Genomic DNA, 17,694 nt, shown 5'->3' on the forward strand with positions numbered 1-17,694 from the left:
TTGAGAGAAAGGTCTTACTTGTAGAGGTCGGCGCTGATGGTCATATTGCCGCCGCGCTCTTCCCACTGACGGGTGATGTGGTAGTACTTCGCGCCTTTCTTCGCGGCACGTTTCGCCACGTTGTAGGAGATATCGGTCATACTGCTGTAGTGACCGGTAAATTTGACGCTGTCGAACGGCACCATCTGCGCGGCGGTGATTTTGTTCACTTCTTCGACTTTCGTGCCGTCCGGCAGAGTGACGGTGTAACGTCCACCTTTTGAGGACTGCGTTTCAAAGAAACGGCCGACGTCGCTGCTCGGTGTGGCCGTGGTGGCAACGCCCGGAATTTCGACTTTTTTGGCTTCTTCGCCGCCCTTGGCCAGCGCCGCGCGGCCAGCGTCAGAGTCTGCCGGAATGGCATCCGGGCTCTGCAGCACGCGTTTTTTCGCGTCGGCTTTATAGATGTAGGCGGTGATGCGCTGGTTGCCGCCCTGATTGGTGTCAACCTGGCGCACAATCCAGAAAGAGGCAGCGCCTTTGGCTTTCGCCGCTTTGGTGATGGCGTCGTTCACTTCCGGCTGACTGCGGTAGAAGCCCTGCACGGTGACGGTATCGTAAGGCTCAAGAGCGATGGCCTGATCTTTTGGCAGCTCGACCACGCCGTTGATGACGCGGTTTTTCGGGGCGTCGGCTTTCGGCGCGTTTTCGCGATAAACGTCAGCCACCACTCGCCAGTTGCCGCTGTTGCCGGTGTCGCTGGTGTCAAGAATGTAATAGGACGCCGCGCCCATAGCGTCTGCGCGACGGGAAACGGCGTTGGCCGCTTCGTTAATGGCGTTGAAACGGCCCGTGATCACGATGCGATCATAAGGTTTCAGCGCCGAGGCTTGTTCCGGCGTTAACTCTGTCGCCGCCTGAGCTGACAGCGAAGCCGCGGTAAACAGCGCGGTCGCCAGAAGGGTGTGCTTGAGCTTCATAAAAATAGTCCTTCGCCTTGCGCAAAACAGGTACTGATACAGCCTGTGTGAAATGGTTAGTCGTTGATTATTGCATTGAAAGGTGCCGGATGTCTGCGCCATTTTTCACACCTGATGCTACCACGTGCGGTTTATAAATAACTTCAGGTTATGAGTGGCGAAAATCGTCCTCTGACCACTAAAATTGATAAAGCTTATGACTTTTTAAGTTAAATCATTGTTAAACCACGCCGCTTACGCCGCGCAGAATCGTTTTTTGCATACCTAAAAGCGCACAATCGTAGCGGCTGACCGCGACTTTTAAGCAAAAATCCCTGCCAGACGGCGAAGCCGCTACACTTTCACTCATTAACCGTTAAATAGTTGTCCCCGACGGTGGATCGAAGGCGTTTATTTCAGTAGGTTATAGAAAGTTTGTGACAACGATATGGATGGCGAACACCACGGCGCCGCGCTTTTTCGCCGGGCGTTTTCGTCTGCTAAGCGAGTGACAGACCATCTTAAAAATCGATGGAAGGGAATACTATGCGTATTGGTGTACCAAAAGAGCGGGTGGCGCTGGAAACCCGCGTCGCGGCGACCCCAAAAACGGTGGAGCAGCTGCTGAAGCTCGGTTTCAGCGTCGCGGTGGAACGCGATGCCGGTAAGCTGGCAAGTTTTGATGACGACGCGTTTATCGCCGCAGGCGCAAGCGTGGTGGAAACCGCCGAAGTCTGGGCGTCGGATGTCATCCTGAAGGTTAACGCGCCGCAGGAAGAAGAAATCGCGCTGCTGCGCCCAGGCACGACGCTGATTAGCTTTATCTGGCCTGCCCAGAATCCGCAGCTGCTGGAGCAACTGGCCGCGAAAAACGTCACCGTCATGGCGATGGATTCCGTGCCGCGCATCTCGCGCGCGCAGTCGCTGGATGCGCTGAGCTCTATGGCGAATATCGCGGGCTACCGCGCGATTGTGGAAGCCGCGCACGAGTTTGGCCGCTTCTTTACCGGCCAGATCACCGCCGCCGGTAAAGTGCCGCCCGCCAAAGTGATGGTGATTGGCGCAGGCGTCGCGGGCCTTGCCGCGATCGGCGCCGCCAACAGCCTCGGCGCTATCGTGCGTGCCTTCGACACCCGCCCGGAAGTCAAAGAGCAGGTGCAGAGCATGGGCGCTGAGTTCCTGGAGCTCGATTTTAAAGAAGAAGCGGGCAGCGGCGACGGCTATGCCAAAGTCATGTCCGAGGCGTTCATCAAAGCTGAGATGGCGCTCTTCGCCGCCCAGGCGAAAGAGGTGGATATTATCGTCACCACGGCGCTTATTCCCGGCAAACCGGCGCCGAAGCTTATCACCCGTGAAATGGTCGATTCCATGCAGCCGGGCAGCGTGATTGTCGATCTCGCGGCGCAAAACGGCGGCAACTGCGAATACACCGTGCCAAATGAGGTTTTCGTCACCGCCAACGGCGTAAAAGTGATTGGCTATACCGACCTGCCGGGCCGCCTGCCGACCCAGTCCTCGCAGCTTTACGGCACCAACCTCGTTAACCTGCTGAAACTGCTGTGTAAAGAGAAAGACGGCGCGGTGGTTGTCGATTTTGACGACGTCGTGGTGCGCGGCGTGACGGTGATCCGCGAAGGTGAGGTCACCTGGCCTGCGCCGCCGATTCAGGTTTCCGCACAGCCGCAGGCGGCCGCCGCGAAGCCGAAAGCCGCGCCGGTAGAGCCGCCAGCGCCCGCGTCGCCGTGGCGTAAATATGCGCTTATCGCGCTCGCCATTATTCTGTTTGGCTGGCTTGCGAACGTCGCGCCGAAAGATTTCCTCGGTCACTTTACCGTCTTCGCGCTCTCCTGCGTGGTGGGCTACTACGTGGTCTGGAACGTCTCTCACGCGCTGCATACGCCGCTGATGTCGGTCACTAACGCGATTTCAGGGATTATCGTGGTCGGCGCGCTGCTGCAGATTGGCGACGGCGGCTGGATAAGCTTCCTCAGCTTTATCGCGATTCTTATCGCCAGCATCAATATTTTTGGTGGTTTCACCGTCACTCAGCGCATGCTGAAAATGTTCCGGAAGAACTAAGGGGTTACTCATGTCTGGAGGATTAGTTACGGCTGCGTACATCGTCGCCGCAATTCTCTTTATTTTCAGCCTGGCGGGGCTTTCTAAACACGAAACCTCACGACAGGGCAACCTGTTCGGCATCGCGGGGATGGCGATTGCGCTGATCGCGACCATTTTCGGGCCGTACGCCAGCAATGTGGGCTGGATAATCATCGCCATGGCCATCGGCGGCGCTATCGGTATTCGTCTCGCCAAACGCGTCGAGATGACCGAAATGCCGGAGTTGGTGGCTATCCTGCACAGCTTCGTGGGGCTCGCCGCCGTGCTGGTGGGCTTTAACAGCTACCTGCACCATGAGCCGGGCCTCGCGCCGGTACTGGTGAATATCCACCTGACCGAAGTGTTCCTCGGCATTTTCATCGGCGCGGTGACGTTTACCGGCTCGGTAGTGGCGTTTGGCAAATTGCGCGGCAAGATCTCTTCAAAACCGCTGATGCTGCCGAATCGCCATAAGCTGAACCTGGCGGCGCTGGTCGTCTCCTTCATCCTGCTGCTGATTTTCGTGCAGACCGACAGCACCGGTACGCAGGTCTTCGCGCTGTTTGTGATGACGCTTATCGCGCTGGCGTTCGGCTGGCATCTGGTGGCGTCCATCGGCGGCGCGGATATGCCGGTGGTGGTCTCCATGCTCAACTCCTATTCCGGTTGGGCGGCTGCGGCAGCGGGCTTTATGCTGAGCAACGATCTGCTGATCGTCACCGGCGCGCTGGTGGGCTCCTCGGGCGCCATTCTCTCTTACATCATGTGTAAGGCGATGAACCGCTCGTTCTTCAGCGTGATCGCCGGTGGTTTCGGCACGGACGGCTCTTCCACGGGCGAGAGCGAAGAAGTGGGTGAGCACCGCGAGATCACGGCGGAAGAAACCGCAGAAATGCTGAAAAACTCCACATCGGTCATCATTACCCCTGGCTACGGCATGGCGGTGGCGCAGGCGCAATATCCGGTCGCGGAAATCACCGAGAAACTGCGCGCGCGCGGCATCAAGGTGCGCTTTGGCATTCACCCGGTCGCGGGCCGTTTGCCGGGCCATATGAACGTGCTGCTGGCGGAGGCGAAAGTGCCTTACGACATCGTGCTGGAGATGGATGAGATCAACGACGATTTCAGCGATACCGACACGGTGCTGGTCATCGGCGCGAACGATACCGTCAACCCAGCCGCGCAGGACGATCCGAAGAGCCCCATCGCCGGGATGCCGGTACTGGAAGTGTGGAAGGCGCAGAACGTTATCGTCTTTAAGCGCTCGATGAACACCGGCTACGCTGGCGTACAGAACCCGCTGTTCTTTAAAGAGAATACGCAGATGCTGTTTGGCGACGCCAAAGCGAGCGTGGATGCTATCCTCAAAGCGCTGTAAGCGTTAACCCCGACAAACCGCCAGCCCGCTGGCGGTTTTTTTACGCCTGTCGCAGTCGTTCAGGCAATAAAAAACCCGCCGACCGGCGGGTTTTCTTCGGGTGGTGAGACGTCAGTCGTCCTCGTCCTCTTCTTCATCCAGCTCCACCGTGCTCTGGTAGTCGTCCGGCTTGATGACCAGCAGGTCGCAGCGCAGATGGTCGATAACCTGCTCGGCGGTATTACCGAGAAACGCGGCGGAAAGGCCCGTGCGCCCGACAGTGCCAAGCACCACAATCCCGGCCTGCAAATGCTCAGCCAGATCCGGGATCACCTCCTCAGGCAGCCCTTTTTCGACATGCGTCATGCGCTCGCCGATGCTGAATTTCTGGCGCAGCGCTTTCATCGCCAGCAAGTGCTGACCGCGAATCGCGTCGTTATAAACGCTCGGGTCGAAGTCGGGCAGTTCGATGGCGATATTAATCGGCGTTGCCGGATAGGCGCCGACCAGATGCACTTCGGTATGGTTAACCTGCTCGGCGAGATGCAGCGTCTCGCGCACCAGTTTCTCGTTCAGGCCCGTATGGTAAGGCTCTTCGCTCGCGAGATTCACCGCGACCACCGCTTTACCGCCTTCCGGCCACGGCTGGTCTTTCACCATCCAGACCGGGCAGGGGCATTTACGCAGCAGATGCCAGTCGGTGGGCGTGAAAATCACCGACTCCAGTCGGTCATGCTGGTGCGCCATTTTCAGCAGCAGATCGTGACCGCCGCTCAGGACTTCCTGAATAATGGCTTCGAAAGGGCGGTTGTGCCACACCACTTTGATGTCGATGGGAACGCCCGCGTCTAAGTAGTATTTCGCCTGTTCGCGGATCCACGCGGTGCGCTGGCTGATGACACCCTGGCGCATAGCGGTGCGCTCGTCGGGAGACAGAAGGGTGGTCATCTCGTAGGAAAAGTCATAAATCGGCAGAAAGGCTTTGATTCGCCCGCCGATTCGCTGGTGTAGATAAACTGCACGCCGTAGAGCCGGTTGGTCATCCTGATTGGGGTCGATGGCCACCAGCATGTTTTGATACCTTGCCATACAGGGTCTCCTTACAACTGCTTACCCACAGTTTGTCGTTTAAGAGTAACCCATATGGTGTGAATGAAACAGGAGAGAATTCCCTGCCGGATCAATAAATCAGCAAAATTTAACGATCCGGCCGGAGGGAAAAAGCTTATGCCACGTTACGGGATTGTCCGGCCAGTTCCGCCAGGATTTCGTGGTTTTCGATAGTGATATATTTGCCTTTTACGGCCAGCATGCCGCTCTTCTGGAAACGGCCCAGCAGACGGCTGATGGTTTCCACGGTCAGGCCGAGGTAGTTGCCGATATCGCCGCGCGTCATGGTCAGGCGGAATTCGCGGGGCGAGAAGCCGCGTTCGGCGAAACGGCGCGACAGATTATAGATAAAGGCCGCGAGGCGCTCTTCGGCGTTCTTTTTAGACAGCAGCAGGATCATGTCCTGGTCGCCTTTGATCTCGCCGCTCATCAGACGCATCATCTGCTGGCGCAGGCTCGGCATTTTGCCGGAGAGATCGTCGAGCGTCTCGAACGGGATTTCGCAGACCATCGAGGTTTCCAGCGCCTGAGCGAAGCTTGGGTGGTGCGCGGTGCCGATAGCGTCAAAACCCACCAGATCGCCTGCCAGGTGGAAGCCGGTGATCTGCTCATCGCCCTGTTCAGTGATGGTGTAGCTTTTAATGGTGCCGGAACGGATAGCGTACAGCGATTTTAATTCATCGCCCGCTTTAAACAGCGTTTGCCCTTTCTGGATGGGCTTTTTACGCTCGATAATATTATCGAGCTGATCCAGCTCATGCTCATTCAGTGTAAAAGGGATACACAGCTGGCTGATACTGCAATCCTGGCAATGGATGGCACAACCGCCAGACTGAATGCGTCGTATAATTCGCTTTTCCGGGATCATAAGTTCGCTCAAGCCTTAATTGATATTGGTCAATTTTAACATCTTTTGACCGCACAGGTAAATCCAGCTATGGCGCAATTAGGTAAAAGATCCTGGTTTAAATCTGACGTTTAATGCATCCATCTGAATTACGGCAGGTTTAATAATTCCAAAAAAATATTATTTTACAGGGTAAATTAAATCAGCAAATAACCTTCATGGCGTAACAGCCACTCTTTACGCGCCACGCCGCCTGCATAACCGGTTAACGTGCCGTTTCGCCCGATCACCCGATGGCACGGTACGACAATGCTGATCGGGTTGGCGCCATTCGCCGCCCCCACGGCGCGGGCCGCGCCCGGACGCCCCAGCCGCTGCGCCATCTCGCCGTAATGCATCACCTGACCGCACGGAATGGTGCGCAGCATCTGCCACACTTCACGCTGAAACGGCGTGCCCGCGGTTGCGGTCGGCAGGTCATCAATCGCCGCCAGAGAGCCTGCAAACCACGCGCGCAGGCGGTCGCTCAGCCCGCCGGGGTTGTCGCAGCGCACGCGGCGAAAGCCCTCCTGGCGGTAGTGGATGGCCAGTAACTGTTCCATGCGGTCGCTGTGTTCTTCCCACTCGACGGCGCGCAGGCGCATCTCTTCATCGGCAATCACCCACAAGGGGCCGAGCGGCGTGTCGATTTTGTCTTCCAGTAAAGTCAGCATGGGCGTTCTCCTTGTTGGGGCGTCAAAAATAGCATGGCGGCGGGGCGCTCACCATACCGCCACAGGAGGAGCCGGAGGGGGATGTCGCGGGCATTCCCTTGCCCGAAGCGGCCATTGTGGCGCGCCTGGCTCGTCATGAGCGCAAGATGCGGGATAAACGTCTGCGCGGTGTCGCCTGCATTTTCAGAAAAAACAGAGCGGACTTTATTTTCTTCGGAAAATAAAAAATAGAGCCTGAAGACATCATATTCAGGCCCCACAGTACACACAGCAGCGCTTCCTGGCTTTCGTTGCCGCCATTATTATTCCTTAACATGCGGATAAGAAATATATAGCAATAGAAATGCACATTGTCACAGCGAAGGGGTGATTTCATTCACAGATATTTAACATTAACGCACAAGGCAGATAAATAATGTGATCTGCGCAAACCGTCTGAAACGAGGTTAACGCCCGGTAAATCCCCGCGCCTGATGAAAATATTTCCCCCTCTTACTGCGCATTGAGCCATTCTGAAAGGGAGGATATAGTGTGCGCCCTGAAGACGTCCCGGAGGATTGACCGTGAACCCTGACGAAAAATCACTCTTTCTTGACGCCATGGAAGATGTCAAACCGCTGAAGAACGCTGACGCCACACCGTGGCTGAAGCCGCAGCCCCGCCGCCCGGCGCAGCGCATCGACACGCTGCAGCTCGACAACCCGCTCACGACCGGTTTTCTGGAGATAGTTCCGCTCAAAACGCCGCTCGAATTTCGCCGCGAAGGGCTACAGCAGGGCGTGCTGGATAAACTGCGGCTCGGCAAATACACCCAGCAGGCGAGCCTGAATCTGCTGCGCCAGCCGGTGGAGCAGTGCCGTCAGACCCTCTTCGCGTTTATTCACCAGGCGAAGCGCGACGGGCTGCGCAACCTGCTTATCATCCACGGCAAAGGGCGCGAGGATAACTCCCACGCCAACATCATCCGCAGCTATCTGGCGCGCTGGCTCACCGAGCTTGACGACGTGCAGGCGTTTTGCACCGCGCTCGCCCACCACGGCGGCAGCGGCGCCTGTTATGTGGCGCTGAAAAAATCTGCCGAGGCGAAACAGGAAAACTGGGAACGCCACGCCAAACGCAGCCGTTAATTCCCGCCGGGCGCTCGCCGTCCGGTCATCTTTTGTGTGGCGCGCATCCCGCCGCGCACTGGTGCGGGCACTTTCATATGAAAATGATTACGCCTTTACTCATATGGAAACCTGATGAAACAGTGTTAGCATGAGCCGCTGATGTGGTAACGACTAAATGAGGCAGTATGAAGATTCAGCTCATCGCAGTAGATATGGACGGCACCTTTCTTAACGACAACAAACAGTACGACAAAGAGAGATTTACAACGCAGTATGCGGCGCTGAAGCAGCAGGGCATTAAATTCGTGGTGGCGAGCGGTAACCAGTATTACCAGCTCATCTCGTTCTTCCCGGAGATCAAGGACGATATCGCCTTTGTCGCGGAAAACGGCGCGCTGGTTTATGACCACGGCGAGCGTATCCACCACGGCGAACTCACCCGCGAGCAGTACCATCAGGTGATCGCCACGCTCTCGGCGCAGGGCGATTTCAACTATGTGGTCTGCGGGCTCGAAAGCGCCTATTACCAGGCGGGCGCGCCGCAGGCGTTTACTAGTCTGATGTCGAAGCACTATCACCGCCTGAAGCCGGTCGAAGATCTCTTCGCTATCGACGACATCATCTTTAAATTCTCGCTGAACCTGCCGGACAACCAGATCCCGTCGCTGATTGCGAATCTGCATAACGAGCTCGAAGGCGTCGTGAAGCCCGTCACCAGCGGTTACGGTTTTGTCGACCTGATAATCCCCGGCTCGCATAAAGCGAGTGGTCTGGAGCGGCTGATGGCGCGCTGGAATATCGGGCCGGACGCCTGCGTGGCGGTAGGCGACAGCGCAAACGATCTCGAAATGCTGCGCCTCGCCAGATACTCCTTCGCGATGGACAACGCGGCGGCCGAGGTTAAAGAGACGGCGCGTTTTGCGACCGGCTCTAACAACCAGAGCGGCGCGTTACAGGTCATCGACGCCGTGCTGAATCACCAAAGCCCCTTTAACGACCAGTAAACCGGGCATTCACGCCCGGCGCGGTCAGGCCGGGATGAACGGCTCGCCGAGGGTCAGCATCAGCCGGTTGGCCCAGGCGAAAAACGCGGTGGCCTGCACCAGATCCAATAGCTCGAGGTCGGTCAGTCCCTCATCGCGCAGCGCCGCCACGTGAGCCGCGCCGGCCGTTGAAGGCGTGGCCGACAGCGCGGCGCTGAAATCGATAATCGCTTTCCAGCGCGCCGACTGCCCGGCGCTCAGGCTCTCGCCGGGCGCGACCTCCAGCAACCGCTGCACCGCGTCGTTCGCTTTTGAAAGCTGGCTTGCTTTGCGGGCATGGACAGAGGCGCAGTAGATGCAACCGTTCACTTTGCTCGCCACCGTCGCGGCAAGCTCACGCTCCGCCCGCGCCAGCCCGCCCGGCGTATAGAAAATGCCTTTATCCGTCAGCGTCCGGGCTTCCAGTACCGGCAGATTACGCGCCAGCAGCCGGAAATAGTCGGAATCCTGATGCCCGAAACGGCGCAGCGTCTCCTGCTCATCGGGGCTGAACGCCGCCAGCGCTTTTGGCGCGACCCACGGCGCCCAGCCGAGTTCGTCCTGGGTAAACGCCGTCGGGGCGGACTCGCCGCGCTGGGTTGTCGGCTCGGTATGCCAGCGCCCCGCAGGCGGTACGGCAGTATCCCCCGTCACGGTTCTGCCGCTGATCAGCCGGTAACCGCGTAGCGCGCGGCTCTGAAAACTCACAAACGCAACCACCTGCGCCAGCGTGACAATCGCCTCTTCGCTAAAACCCGCCGTGCCGAGCGTCGCGACGTCCTGCGCCGTCGCCTGCACCGGGCGAAAAGCGAGGATCTCCGCATAGCCCAGCGCCGCGCCGATGCGCGCGCTGGCCTCCGGATCGTGCCCCAGCGCCGCCGCGTAATGCGCGCTTAACGCGTCATCCTCGTGCCAGCGCGCCACCTCCCGCGCCAGGTGCAGGCGCTCAGTGCGCGTCAGGGAGCTGCCACCCTCAAAGAGCGCCTCGTCACTGTGGGCGATGTTAAGCGTAGCGGCCTCGCGGGTGGCGCGCGCCAGCGCCAGTGGGGAGCCCGGGACAATCCCGGCCAGGGTATCGAGCAGATCGGCATGATGCGTCATAAGGTTTCCTTAATCGGGTTAAGCGTGGCGTTTTCCGCCGCCGGGACGGCGCGTTTCCAGCCAAGCGCAGGCGCCACCTGCTGCGCCAGCAGCGAGATGGAGCGCAGAATAAATGGGTGCGGCGGATCGATCGAATGCACCTGGAAGGAGAGGTCGGTGGCGCGTAACAGCGCCGTATCCTGTGACAGTGTCACGATAACCTCCTGTGGCGTGCCGAGATGCGCATCGAACGCGGCGATATAGTCGGCAAGCGTGTCGCCCGTCAGACGATGCCCCTGGGCGCGGAACTGCGCGGCCTGAATGGCCAGACCGGCCTCGGCGAAGCGGCGAGCGTCTTCGCCGTTATCGGTCACAAAGGCGGTGCGCGAGGCCATAATACGCGGCGCGATGCCCGCAGGCAGCGCGTCGAGATAGGCGTCGATGATGGGATTTTGCAGCGCGTCCAGCGGCAGCTCCGGCGCATCCTGCGGGCGCGGCTGCGTGCGTGAGAGCATCAGGCCGTCACCGGCGCGACCGGCGCGCGCGCCGCCGTCTACCGAAAACGTCGCCTGCCAGAGCCGCTGGCGTAACCCCCGCGCGGGCGGGTAAAGGTGATTATCCGTGCCCGCCAGCGCCTCATCGTTCAGCGCCGCGCGCAGCAGCGCCAGATGGCGGGCATAGGCCTCGCCGCGCGCCTCGCTGTTCAGCCCAAACGGCGGGAACGACGACGGCGTGCCGCCGGAGCCGAGGCCCAGCTCAACGCGCCCCTCGCTTAAGAGATCCAGCACCGCCGCGTCTTCGGCCACGCGCAGCGGTGATTCCATCGGCAGCGTGATAATGCCGGTGCCGAGCCGGATACGCCGGGTCTGCGCCGCGACATGTGCTAAAAACAGCAGCGGCGAGGGCAGCCCGCCTTCGGCTTCATGAAAATGGTGCTGCGCCACCCAGGCGGTATCAAAACCGCAGCGCTCGGCATGGAGGATTTGCTCGCTCGCGAGCCGGTAGCGCTCGGCCGCGCTGACGCGGTCCAGCAGACGGGTAAAAAAACCTAAGCGTTTTGTTGTCATGCGACATCCTTCTTTAACGGGCGGGGAAGCGGAATGGCGTCCAGCAGCTGGCGCGTGTAGTCGCTCTGTGGCGCGCGGAAGACGTCGGCGACGTCGCCATGCTCCACAATCCGACCTGCGCGCAGGACGGAAACCTGATGCGCGAAGCGGCGCACCGTGGCGAGATCGTGCGAGATAAACAGGTAAGTCAGGCCAAGATCGTTCTGCAACTCTTCAAGCAGCGTGAGGATCTGCGCCTGAACGGTGACATCCAGCGCTGAGGTGGCTTCATCCAGGATAACAATCCGCGGGTCGCAGATAAGCGCGCGGGCAATCGCCACGCGCTGGCGCTGGCCGCCGGAGAGCTGGTGCGGCTTGTGAGTCAGTAGATCGGGCGCGAGCGCCACGCGCTCCGCCATCTCACAGACCTTGTTGCGCCGTTGCGCGCGCGAAAGCCGGGTGAAGTTGCGAAGCGGCTCTTCGATGATAGCCAGCAGGCTCTGGCGCGGGTCGAGCGAAGAATACGGGTTCTGCCAGACCATCTGGATAGTCTGGCGCAGCTGGCGGCGCGCGGCGCGGTCAGTAGCGTTAACGTCGATGCCGTCAATCGTCACCGTGCCGCGCTGCGGTGTCTGAAAGCCGAGCAGAATGCGCGCCAGCGTGGTTTTGCCGCTGCCGGACTCGCCCACCAGCGCGTGCGTCAGGCCGCGCTCAAGCGTCAGGTTTACCGCGTCAAGCGCGGTTAGCGTATGTCCATGCCCCAGTGAAAAACGCTGCGTCAGCCCGCGGATCGTCGCCGCCGGTTGCCCGCTCACCGCCGGGCGCGCACGAAAGCCGTGGGCGAGCGCCGGGGCGTCGGCAAAGAGCTGGCGGGTATAGGCTGCGCGCGGCGCGTGGGTGATTTGCGCCGCGCTGCCGATCTCCTGGATTTCGCCGTGACGAAACACCAGCAGGCGGTCGGCGCGCGAGGCGGCGAGCGCCAGATCGTGGGTGATAAACAGCACGGCGGTCCCGGCATCGCGCCGCAGCGTGTCGAGCAGATCAAGAATTCGCGCCTGCACCGTCACATCGAGCGCGCTGGTGGGTTCGTCGGCGATAATCAGCGCAGGCTTCAGCGCGAGCGCGATGGCAATCAGCACGCGCTGCTTCATGCCGCCGGAAAGCTGATGCGGATACTGCCGCGCGCGTAGCGCCGGTTCGCTTAGGCCGACACGCTCAAGCAGCGCCACCACCTGCGCCTCGCGTTCGCCGCGGCTAAGCCGGGTGTGAAGCGCTAACACTTCCGCGACCTGATCGCCGATGGTTTTCACCGGGTTCAGCGAGCTGCCAGGATCCTGCGGCACCAGGCTTATCACCTGGCCGCGCAGGGCGTTCATTCGCCGTGGGCTGGCATGGGCTATCGATTCGCCATTAAGGCGGATATCTCCCGCCAGCAGCACGCCGTTTTCCCCGGCAAGACCAATAATGGTCTGCGCGAGTGTGGTTTTGCCGGAGCCGGACTCCCCGACAATCGCCAGCACTTCGCCGGGGGCGACGGAAAACGAGACGTTATGCACCACGCGGCGCACGTCGCGCCCGTGACGCCAGCCGAGGCTCAGGTTGCGCACGTCAAGTACGGGTTCGCTCATCAGGATCTCCGGGTGTAATGGTGGCTGAGCGTATTGGCGGCCAGCACCACGGCGATGGCCGCAAGGCCAGGGAACGTGGTCAGCCACCAGGCGGTCGCAAGGTAGTTGCGGCCCTCGGCAATCAGTAATCCCCATTCTGGCGTGGGCGGCGGCGTGCCGTAGCCAAGAAAACTGAGCGTTGAGAGCGCAAGGATGGCGTTACCGAACTGCAGCGCCGCGTACGCCAGTACCGAGGTCAGCGAATTCGGCAGAATGTGCCGCCAGAGAATGCTGAAGAACGAGCCGCCGCAGGCCCGCGCCGCCTCGACATAATCGCTGTGGCGCACCCGCACCACTTCGGCGCGGGCGAGGCGCGCAAAGCTTGCGACCGACGTCGCGCCCACGGCCAGCGCCGCGTTCACCGTTCCGAACCCCAACAGAATAATGACGCACAGTGCCAGCAGAAGGCCCGGGATCGCCAGCAGCACATCCACGAGGCGCATCAGCCACTGTTCGGTACGTCCGCCCGCCGCGCCAGCCAACACGCCATACAGCGTGCCGAGCCCGAGGCCCAGCACGACGGCGGCCAGCGCGCCGCTAAGCGTCTGCGACGCGCCCCACACCAGACGTGCATAAAGGTCGCGCCCCAACTGATCGGTGCCGAGCCAGTGTGCGCCGCCCGGCGCCAGACGCTGCGCGCCCGGCGTGCCGATGAGCGGATCGAATGCGGTAAACCACGACGGGAACAGCGCCCACAGCGCGGCCAGCGCCAGCGTCAGCCAGGCGAGGGTTAACGCCAGCGGCAGGTGGGGGATACGCCGCGCGCGCGCCCGGCGCGTGCTAACGTGTGAGACATCAAGTGTGGTCATCAGGTCGTCCTCCGGGAAAGCGACAGGCGAGGGTCGAACAGCGGGTAGAGCAGATCCACCAGCAGATTAATCAGCACAAACCCGAACGCCGCCACCAGCACAATCGCCTGCAGCACCGCCAGATCCTGATTGTTCACCGCGTCGCGGGTGAGCTGCCCGAGGCCGTTTAAGCCGAACACGGTTTCTGTTACCAGCGCGCCCGCAATAAGCTCGCCCAGCAGCAGCCCGGCGACCGTCAGCACGGGCAGCAGGGCGTTGCGCGCCACATGACGCCACAGCACGCCGCGATGGCTCGCGCCTTTGGCACGGGCGACGGTGACAAACGGCTGGTGCAGCACCACGTCGATATTGCGGATCATCAGCTGCGCCAGCGGGGCGCTGACAGGCACCGCCAGCGTCACCACCGGCAGGATAAGCCCCTCCCAGAACCCCGGATTAATCACCGGGATCAGCCGCAGCTGGAAAGAAAACAGCTGAATGAGCGTAATGCCGAGCCAGAACGTCGGCACCGCGACAAACAGCGATGGCAGGGCGGCAAAAAACCGGCGTAACGCGCGACCGGCGCTTAAGGTGGAGAGCGCGGCAAGCGCGAGGGCGATAACCAGCGCCAGCGTAAACCCGAGCGCGGCGAGGCGCAGCGTCGCCGGAAGGCTTGCCGCCAGCAGGGCGCTGACGGGCACGCCCGCCTGGAGTGAGTAGCCGAAATCTCCCCGCAGCGTGCCGCCCAGGCTTTCGAGGTATTGCCGCCACAGCGGCGCGTCGGCTCCGTAGGCGGTACGCATCTGCGCTATCTGCTGCGCGTTCAGACCAAGCTCCGGGTTCTGAAATTTAATGGCGATCGCATCGCCCGGCAGCAGTTGCAGCAGCACAAAAGAGACGGTAAAGCTCGCCCACAGCACCAGCAGCGCCTGACCGACGCGTGCGCTCAGATAACGCATCTCCATCAGTGTTTTTCCAGCCAGACGCCGTAAAAGCTCGGACGGCCCACCGCCTCGAACGCCAGGTTTTTCACCCACGGCGCGGCGGCGTACACCTGCGGCTCTTCAAAAATCGGAATGATATAGGCGTTATCGACAAGGTATTCCTGCGCGTCGCCCGCCGCCGCGAGGCGTTTTTGCGGGTCGGTTTCTGAAGCGATGGTCGCAAGCAGCGTGTTGAGCTTGTCGTCAAGAAAATCGGTCTTCTGGCTCAGGCCGCCTTTTTGCAGCAGCGCGTCACGGTTGAGCGGATGAAACTGGCTTTTGATAACGTCCGGGTCGGCGCGGCCCACTTCCACCACGTTAACCGGCGTTTTGGCCGGGTCGAGGCTGTCCTGCGCTTTGGTACCCGCGTCGCCCGCGCGCACGTTCAGCTGGACGCCCACCTGTTTCCACTGCTGCGCCACCAGTTGCAACACTTCTTTATTCTGCGGCTGGGGCAGCGACTCATAGACCGTCAGACGGAGCGGGCGGCCCTCTTTAGCGCGAAGGCCGTCTGCGCCTTTTTTCCAGCCGGCCTCATCCAGCAGGCGGTTGGCGAGCGCCGGGTCGAACGTCAGCTTCGCGCGTAAATCCCGATAGCCGGGCGCGGTTTTGGCGACCACCGAGGTGGCGACCGGGTAGTTTGGCGAGAACAGCGTGTCGACTATCTGACGCGCGTTGGTGGCGTGCAGCAGCGCCAGACGCACGTTGCGATCCGCCACCAGCGGGTTAGCGGGGCGAAAAGCGATGCTGTCATTGACGCCGCGGGTTGGCGCGGCATAGACCGGGAACTGCTGGTCTGCGGCCTGTTTCTCGTCATACGCCTGTACCTGGCGAATGGCGTCCGCCTGGCCTGCCAGCAGCGCGCCGATGCGCACGCTGTCTTCCGGCGTCACGAGAATGTTAATGCCGTCAAGATTGGCGGGGCCCTGCTGCGCGCCGTTTTTCGGCCCCCACTGGTAATCTTTGCGGGCGATGAGATTCACCTCGCGGCCCAGGGTTTCGCTCTGCACCACAAACGGGCCGGAGCCGATGATATGGCGCGCATCGCCAAGCTCATCAAGATTGCGCGCCAGCGTACTGAGCGACACCAGCCCGGAACCGATAGTCGACGTGCCCTGCAAAAAGCCGGGCGACGGTTTGCTGAAGTAAAACTTCACGGTCAGCGGATCAACCACTTCGCTGCGCTGATAGTTGTTGATGACTTCGGATACCGGCAGGCGCAGCGTCTTATTGCCAAGGCCGTAGGTATCGAAATTTTTCGCCACCGCGGTGGCGTCAAGCGGCGTGCCGTCAGAGAACGTCACGCCGGGGCGCAGTTTAAAGGTGTATTCGGTTTTGTCGGCGTTGCTTCTCCAGGACTCGGCTATCCACGGCTCAATCTCCAGCGTTTTCGGGTTCTGCCAGGTCAGCTTATCGGTTATCTGATTGAGGATGCCGCCGTTGGGGTAGAACCCGCCCGCTGGCGGATAGAGCGTCGTGTGCGCCTGCTGCTCCAGATAAATCAGCGTGCCGCCTTTAACCGGAGCGGCGCTGGCATAGGCCGTCAGGCTGAGCGCGAGGCCAAGCGCCACGCCGCGCGCGGTAGTAGAGAAGTGCATGGTGAATGTCCCTTATCGTCCGTTGTTATTTATGGTCTGTCGACGTTATAAAAACGCAGGGCGGCAGGGATGAGAACCAACAAAAATGGCTATCTAAATGCGGAAAATATATTTGGCCCCTTCGCGTGGCGCGAAGGGGCGAGGGCGTCAGAAGAAGTATTTAAAGCGCACGCGCGCGCCGTAGCGGTCTTTATCGCCGTCGTTGTCATACTCGCTGTCTTTCAGCGACAGCTGCGACCAGTAGGCGCCGAGATAAATATTGAAGTTGTCCATATCCATCACATTCGTGAAGCCATAAGAAAGATGCACGGTGTGAATGTCATATTTACCCGGATATTTCAGCTGGCCATCCTCGTCGCCGACGCTCGACACATTGAAATCATCAATATTGTTATGGGCGTAGATATACCCGAGCTCCAGGTGCCGCCACAGCACGTTGGCCCCGGCGCTGAAGTCAGTTTCGTCGGTGGCGTCCATGTACGCGGTGTTGATGTTCACCACCGTGCCGTCGTCCGGGTCGTTTTTCAGGCTGTTCCAGGTAAAGGTCGCGCCGTAGCCGGTACGGTCTGACTGATCCTGAAAGCGCCCCTGGGCGTCGTTATAGCCATACGCATTGCTCACCACGTTGGTTTCCATCGCGACGGCGGCGGAGACGTGGTCGTCGCGCCAGGCGATAACCGGGCGCATATAGATGACGTTCTTTTTATTCTCCAGCGCGTTGCCGTGATAGGCGTCGTCGGCAAACAGCGTGGTGCCGTCTTTCACCATGTTGTTCAGCTCGAAATACCAGTTGCCGTATTCGCCGCTCAGCTGCACCGCGCCGCCATTGCTGCTGCGCCCACGGCCTTCTTTCATCATATAGACATAGCCGAAGCCGTCGCCGTAGATGTCGTTTGCGGTGTTGCCGGAGTACTGAATAAAGGTGTCCTGATTGAGCGGGAACATATCGTAGGCTTCAAAACGGCCTACTTTGATTTTCCACGCCTGCGGCTGGCCGAAGTAAAACGCCGCGTCATCGAGGTTGGTATGCCCGGACAGATCCGCCAGCGGCTGCACCGTGAACCCGGCGAAATTGCCATTTTTTTCGCGATAGCCATCGACGCCCAGCAGAATGCGGCCGTTGACATCCCACTTTTCGTGATCGCCCGGCTTCCAGTCTTTATCGTCAGAGGTGCGAAGCGAAGTGAGCTGCCCGGTGCGGCTCGCCGCGTCGACGTTAAATTCCACGTCGCCGTAGAATTTCAGGTCGCCCTGCGGCGTGTTCACTTTGATTTCCGCCATCGCGCAGGGGGCCAGCAGGCTAAACACGCAGGGCAGTACCATCATCTTTTTCATG

At 60.3% G+C, this 17,694-nt stretch carries 16 protein-coding genes; 4 read left to right on the forward strand and 12 right to left on the reverse strand.

Going from position 1 to position 17,694, the window contains the following annotated elements; all coding sequences use genetic code 11:
* Window positions 1-14: 14 nt before the first annotated feature.
* Window positions 15-959, reverse strand: a complete 945-nt coding sequence (gene ydgH / locus AFK67_RS09360) for a DUF1471 family protein YdgH (protein WP_007714542.1) — start codon at window positions 957-959, stop codon at window positions 15-17.
* A gap of 525 nt (window positions 960-1,484) precedes the next feature.
* Between ydgH and pntA the strand changes: the two genes are divergently transcribed.
* Both pntA and pntB read left to right on the forward strand, forming a co-directional pair.
* Window positions 1,485-3,017 (forward strand): Re/Si-specific NAD(P)(+) transhydrogenase subunit alpha, encoded by a 1,533-nt coding sequence (gene pntA / locus AFK67_RS09365; protein ID WP_007714540.1) that lies wholly within the window; start codon window positions 1,485-1,487, stop codon window positions 3,015-3,017.
* A 10-nt stretch (window positions 3,018-3,027) separates the two neighbouring features.
* Window positions 3,028-4,416: a Re/Si-specific NAD(P)(+) transhydrogenase subunit beta gene (gene pntB, locus AFK67_RS09370; RefSeq protein WP_007714536.1), complete on the forward strand. Its 1,389-nt coding sequence runs from the start codon at window positions 3,028-3,030 to the stop codon at window positions 4,414-4,416.
* A gap of 111 nt (window positions 4,417-4,527) precedes the next feature.
* Here the strand turns inward: pntB and uspE are convergent, their stop codons facing one another.
* From uspE to AFK67_RS09390, 4 genes are all read right to left on the reverse strand, one after another.
* A complete protein-coding gene (uspE, locus tag AFK67_RS09375; RefSeq protein WP_007714534.1) occupies window positions 4,528-5,484 on the reverse strand; it encodes a universal stress protein UspE in 957 nt (318 codons plus the stop codon).
* 136 nt (window positions 5,485-5,620) lie between these two features.
* Entirely contained in the window at window positions 5,621-6,373 is a 753-nt protein-coding gene (gene fnr, locus AFK67_RS09380) for a fumarate/nitrate reduction transcriptional regulator Fnr (protein WP_004385865.1), read from the reverse strand.
* 176 nt (window positions 6,374-6,549) lie between these two features.
* Window positions 6,550-7,065, reverse strand: a complete 516-nt coding sequence (gene ogt, locus AFK67_RS09385; protein ID WP_007714531.1) for a methylated-DNA--[protein]-cysteine S-methyltransferase — start codon at window positions 7,063-7,065, stop codon at window positions 6,550-6,552.
* Window positions 7,059-7,334 (reverse strand): hypothetical protein, encoded by a 276-nt coding sequence (locus AFK67_RS09390; protein WP_032966682.1) that lies wholly within the window; start codon window positions 7,332-7,334, stop codon window positions 7,059-7,061. Before AFK67_RS09390 ends, ogt begins: the two co-directional genes overlap by 7 nt.
* Before the next feature lie 294 nt (window positions 7,335-7,628).
* On the opposite strand from AFK67_RS09390, the gene smrA reads away from it, so the two are divergent.
* Window positions 7,629-8,192, forward strand: a complete 564-nt coding sequence (gene smrA, locus AFK67_RS09395) for a DNA endonuclease SmrA (RefSeq protein ID WP_007714526.1) — start codon at window positions 7,629-7,631, stop codon at window positions 8,190-8,192.
* Window positions 8,193-8,359: 167 nt separating this feature from the next.
* Complete coding sequence (locus AFK67_RS09400; protein WP_007714523.1) at window positions 8,360-9,178, forward strand: Cof-type HAD-IIB family hydrolase; 819 nt, start codon at window positions 8,360-8,362, stop codon at window positions 9,176-9,178.
* Between the two features lie 24 nt (window positions 9,179-9,202).
* Here AFK67_RS09400 and AFK67_RS09405 read toward each other — a convergent pair whose 3' ends face one another.
* From AFK67_RS09405 to AFK67_RS09435, 7 genes are all read right to left on the reverse strand, one after another.
* Window positions 9,203-10,297, reverse strand: a complete 1,095-nt coding sequence (locus AFK67_RS09405) for an alkylhydroperoxidase domain protein (protein ID WP_007714521.1) — start codon at window positions 10,295-10,297, stop codon at window positions 9,203-9,205.
* Complete coding sequence (locus tag AFK67_RS09410; RefSeq protein ID WP_038883733.1) at window positions 10,294-11,343, reverse strand: putative FMN-dependent luciferase-like monooxygenase; 1,050 nt, start codon at window positions 11,341-11,343, stop codon at window positions 10,294-10,296. The genes AFK67_RS09405 and AFK67_RS09410 overlap by 4 nt, the downstream gene beginning before the upstream one ends.
* Complete coding sequence (locus AFK67_RS09415; protein ID WP_007714513.1) at window positions 11,340-12,950, reverse strand: dipeptide ABC transporter ATP-binding protein; 1,611 nt, start codon at window positions 12,948-12,950, stop codon at window positions 11,340-11,342. The genes AFK67_RS09410 and AFK67_RS09415 overlap by 4 nt, the downstream gene beginning before the upstream one ends.
* Entirely contained in the window at window positions 12,950-13,798 is an 849-nt protein-coding gene (locus AFK67_RS09420; RefSeq protein ID WP_007714512.1) for an ABC transporter permease, read from the reverse strand. Before AFK67_RS09420 ends, AFK67_RS09415 begins: the two co-directional genes overlap by 1 nt.
* The gene (locus tag AFK67_RS09425) at window positions 13,798-14,742 is read right to left on the reverse strand and encodes an ABC transporter permease (protein ID WP_007714511.1); all 945 of its coding nucleotides are present in this window, start codon (window positions 14,740-14,742) and stop codon (window positions 13,798-13,800) included. Before AFK67_RS09425 ends, AFK67_RS09420 begins: the two co-directional genes overlap by 1 nt.
* Window positions 14,742-16,358, reverse strand: coding sequence for a TIGR04028 family ABC transporter substrate-binding protein (locus AFK67_RS09430; RefSeq protein WP_007714510.1), 1,617 nt, complete (start codon window positions 16,356-16,358; stop codon window positions 14,742-14,744). Before AFK67_RS09430 ends, AFK67_RS09425 begins: the two co-directional genes overlap by 1 nt.
* A 147-nt stretch (window positions 16,359-16,505) precedes the next feature.
* Window positions 16,506-17,693, reverse strand: coding sequence for a carbohydrate porin (locus tag AFK67_RS09435; protein ID WP_032966676.1), 1,188 nt, complete (start codon window positions 17,691-17,693; stop codon window positions 16,506-16,508).
* Window position 17,694: the final 1 nt, after the last annotated feature.

This window comes from Cronobacter dublinensis subsp. dublinensis LMG 23823 (genome assembly GCF_001277235.1).
Classification (GTDB): domain Bacteria; phylum Pseudomonadota; class Gammaproteobacteria; order Enterobacterales; family Enterobacteriaceae; genus Cronobacter; species Cronobacter dublinensis.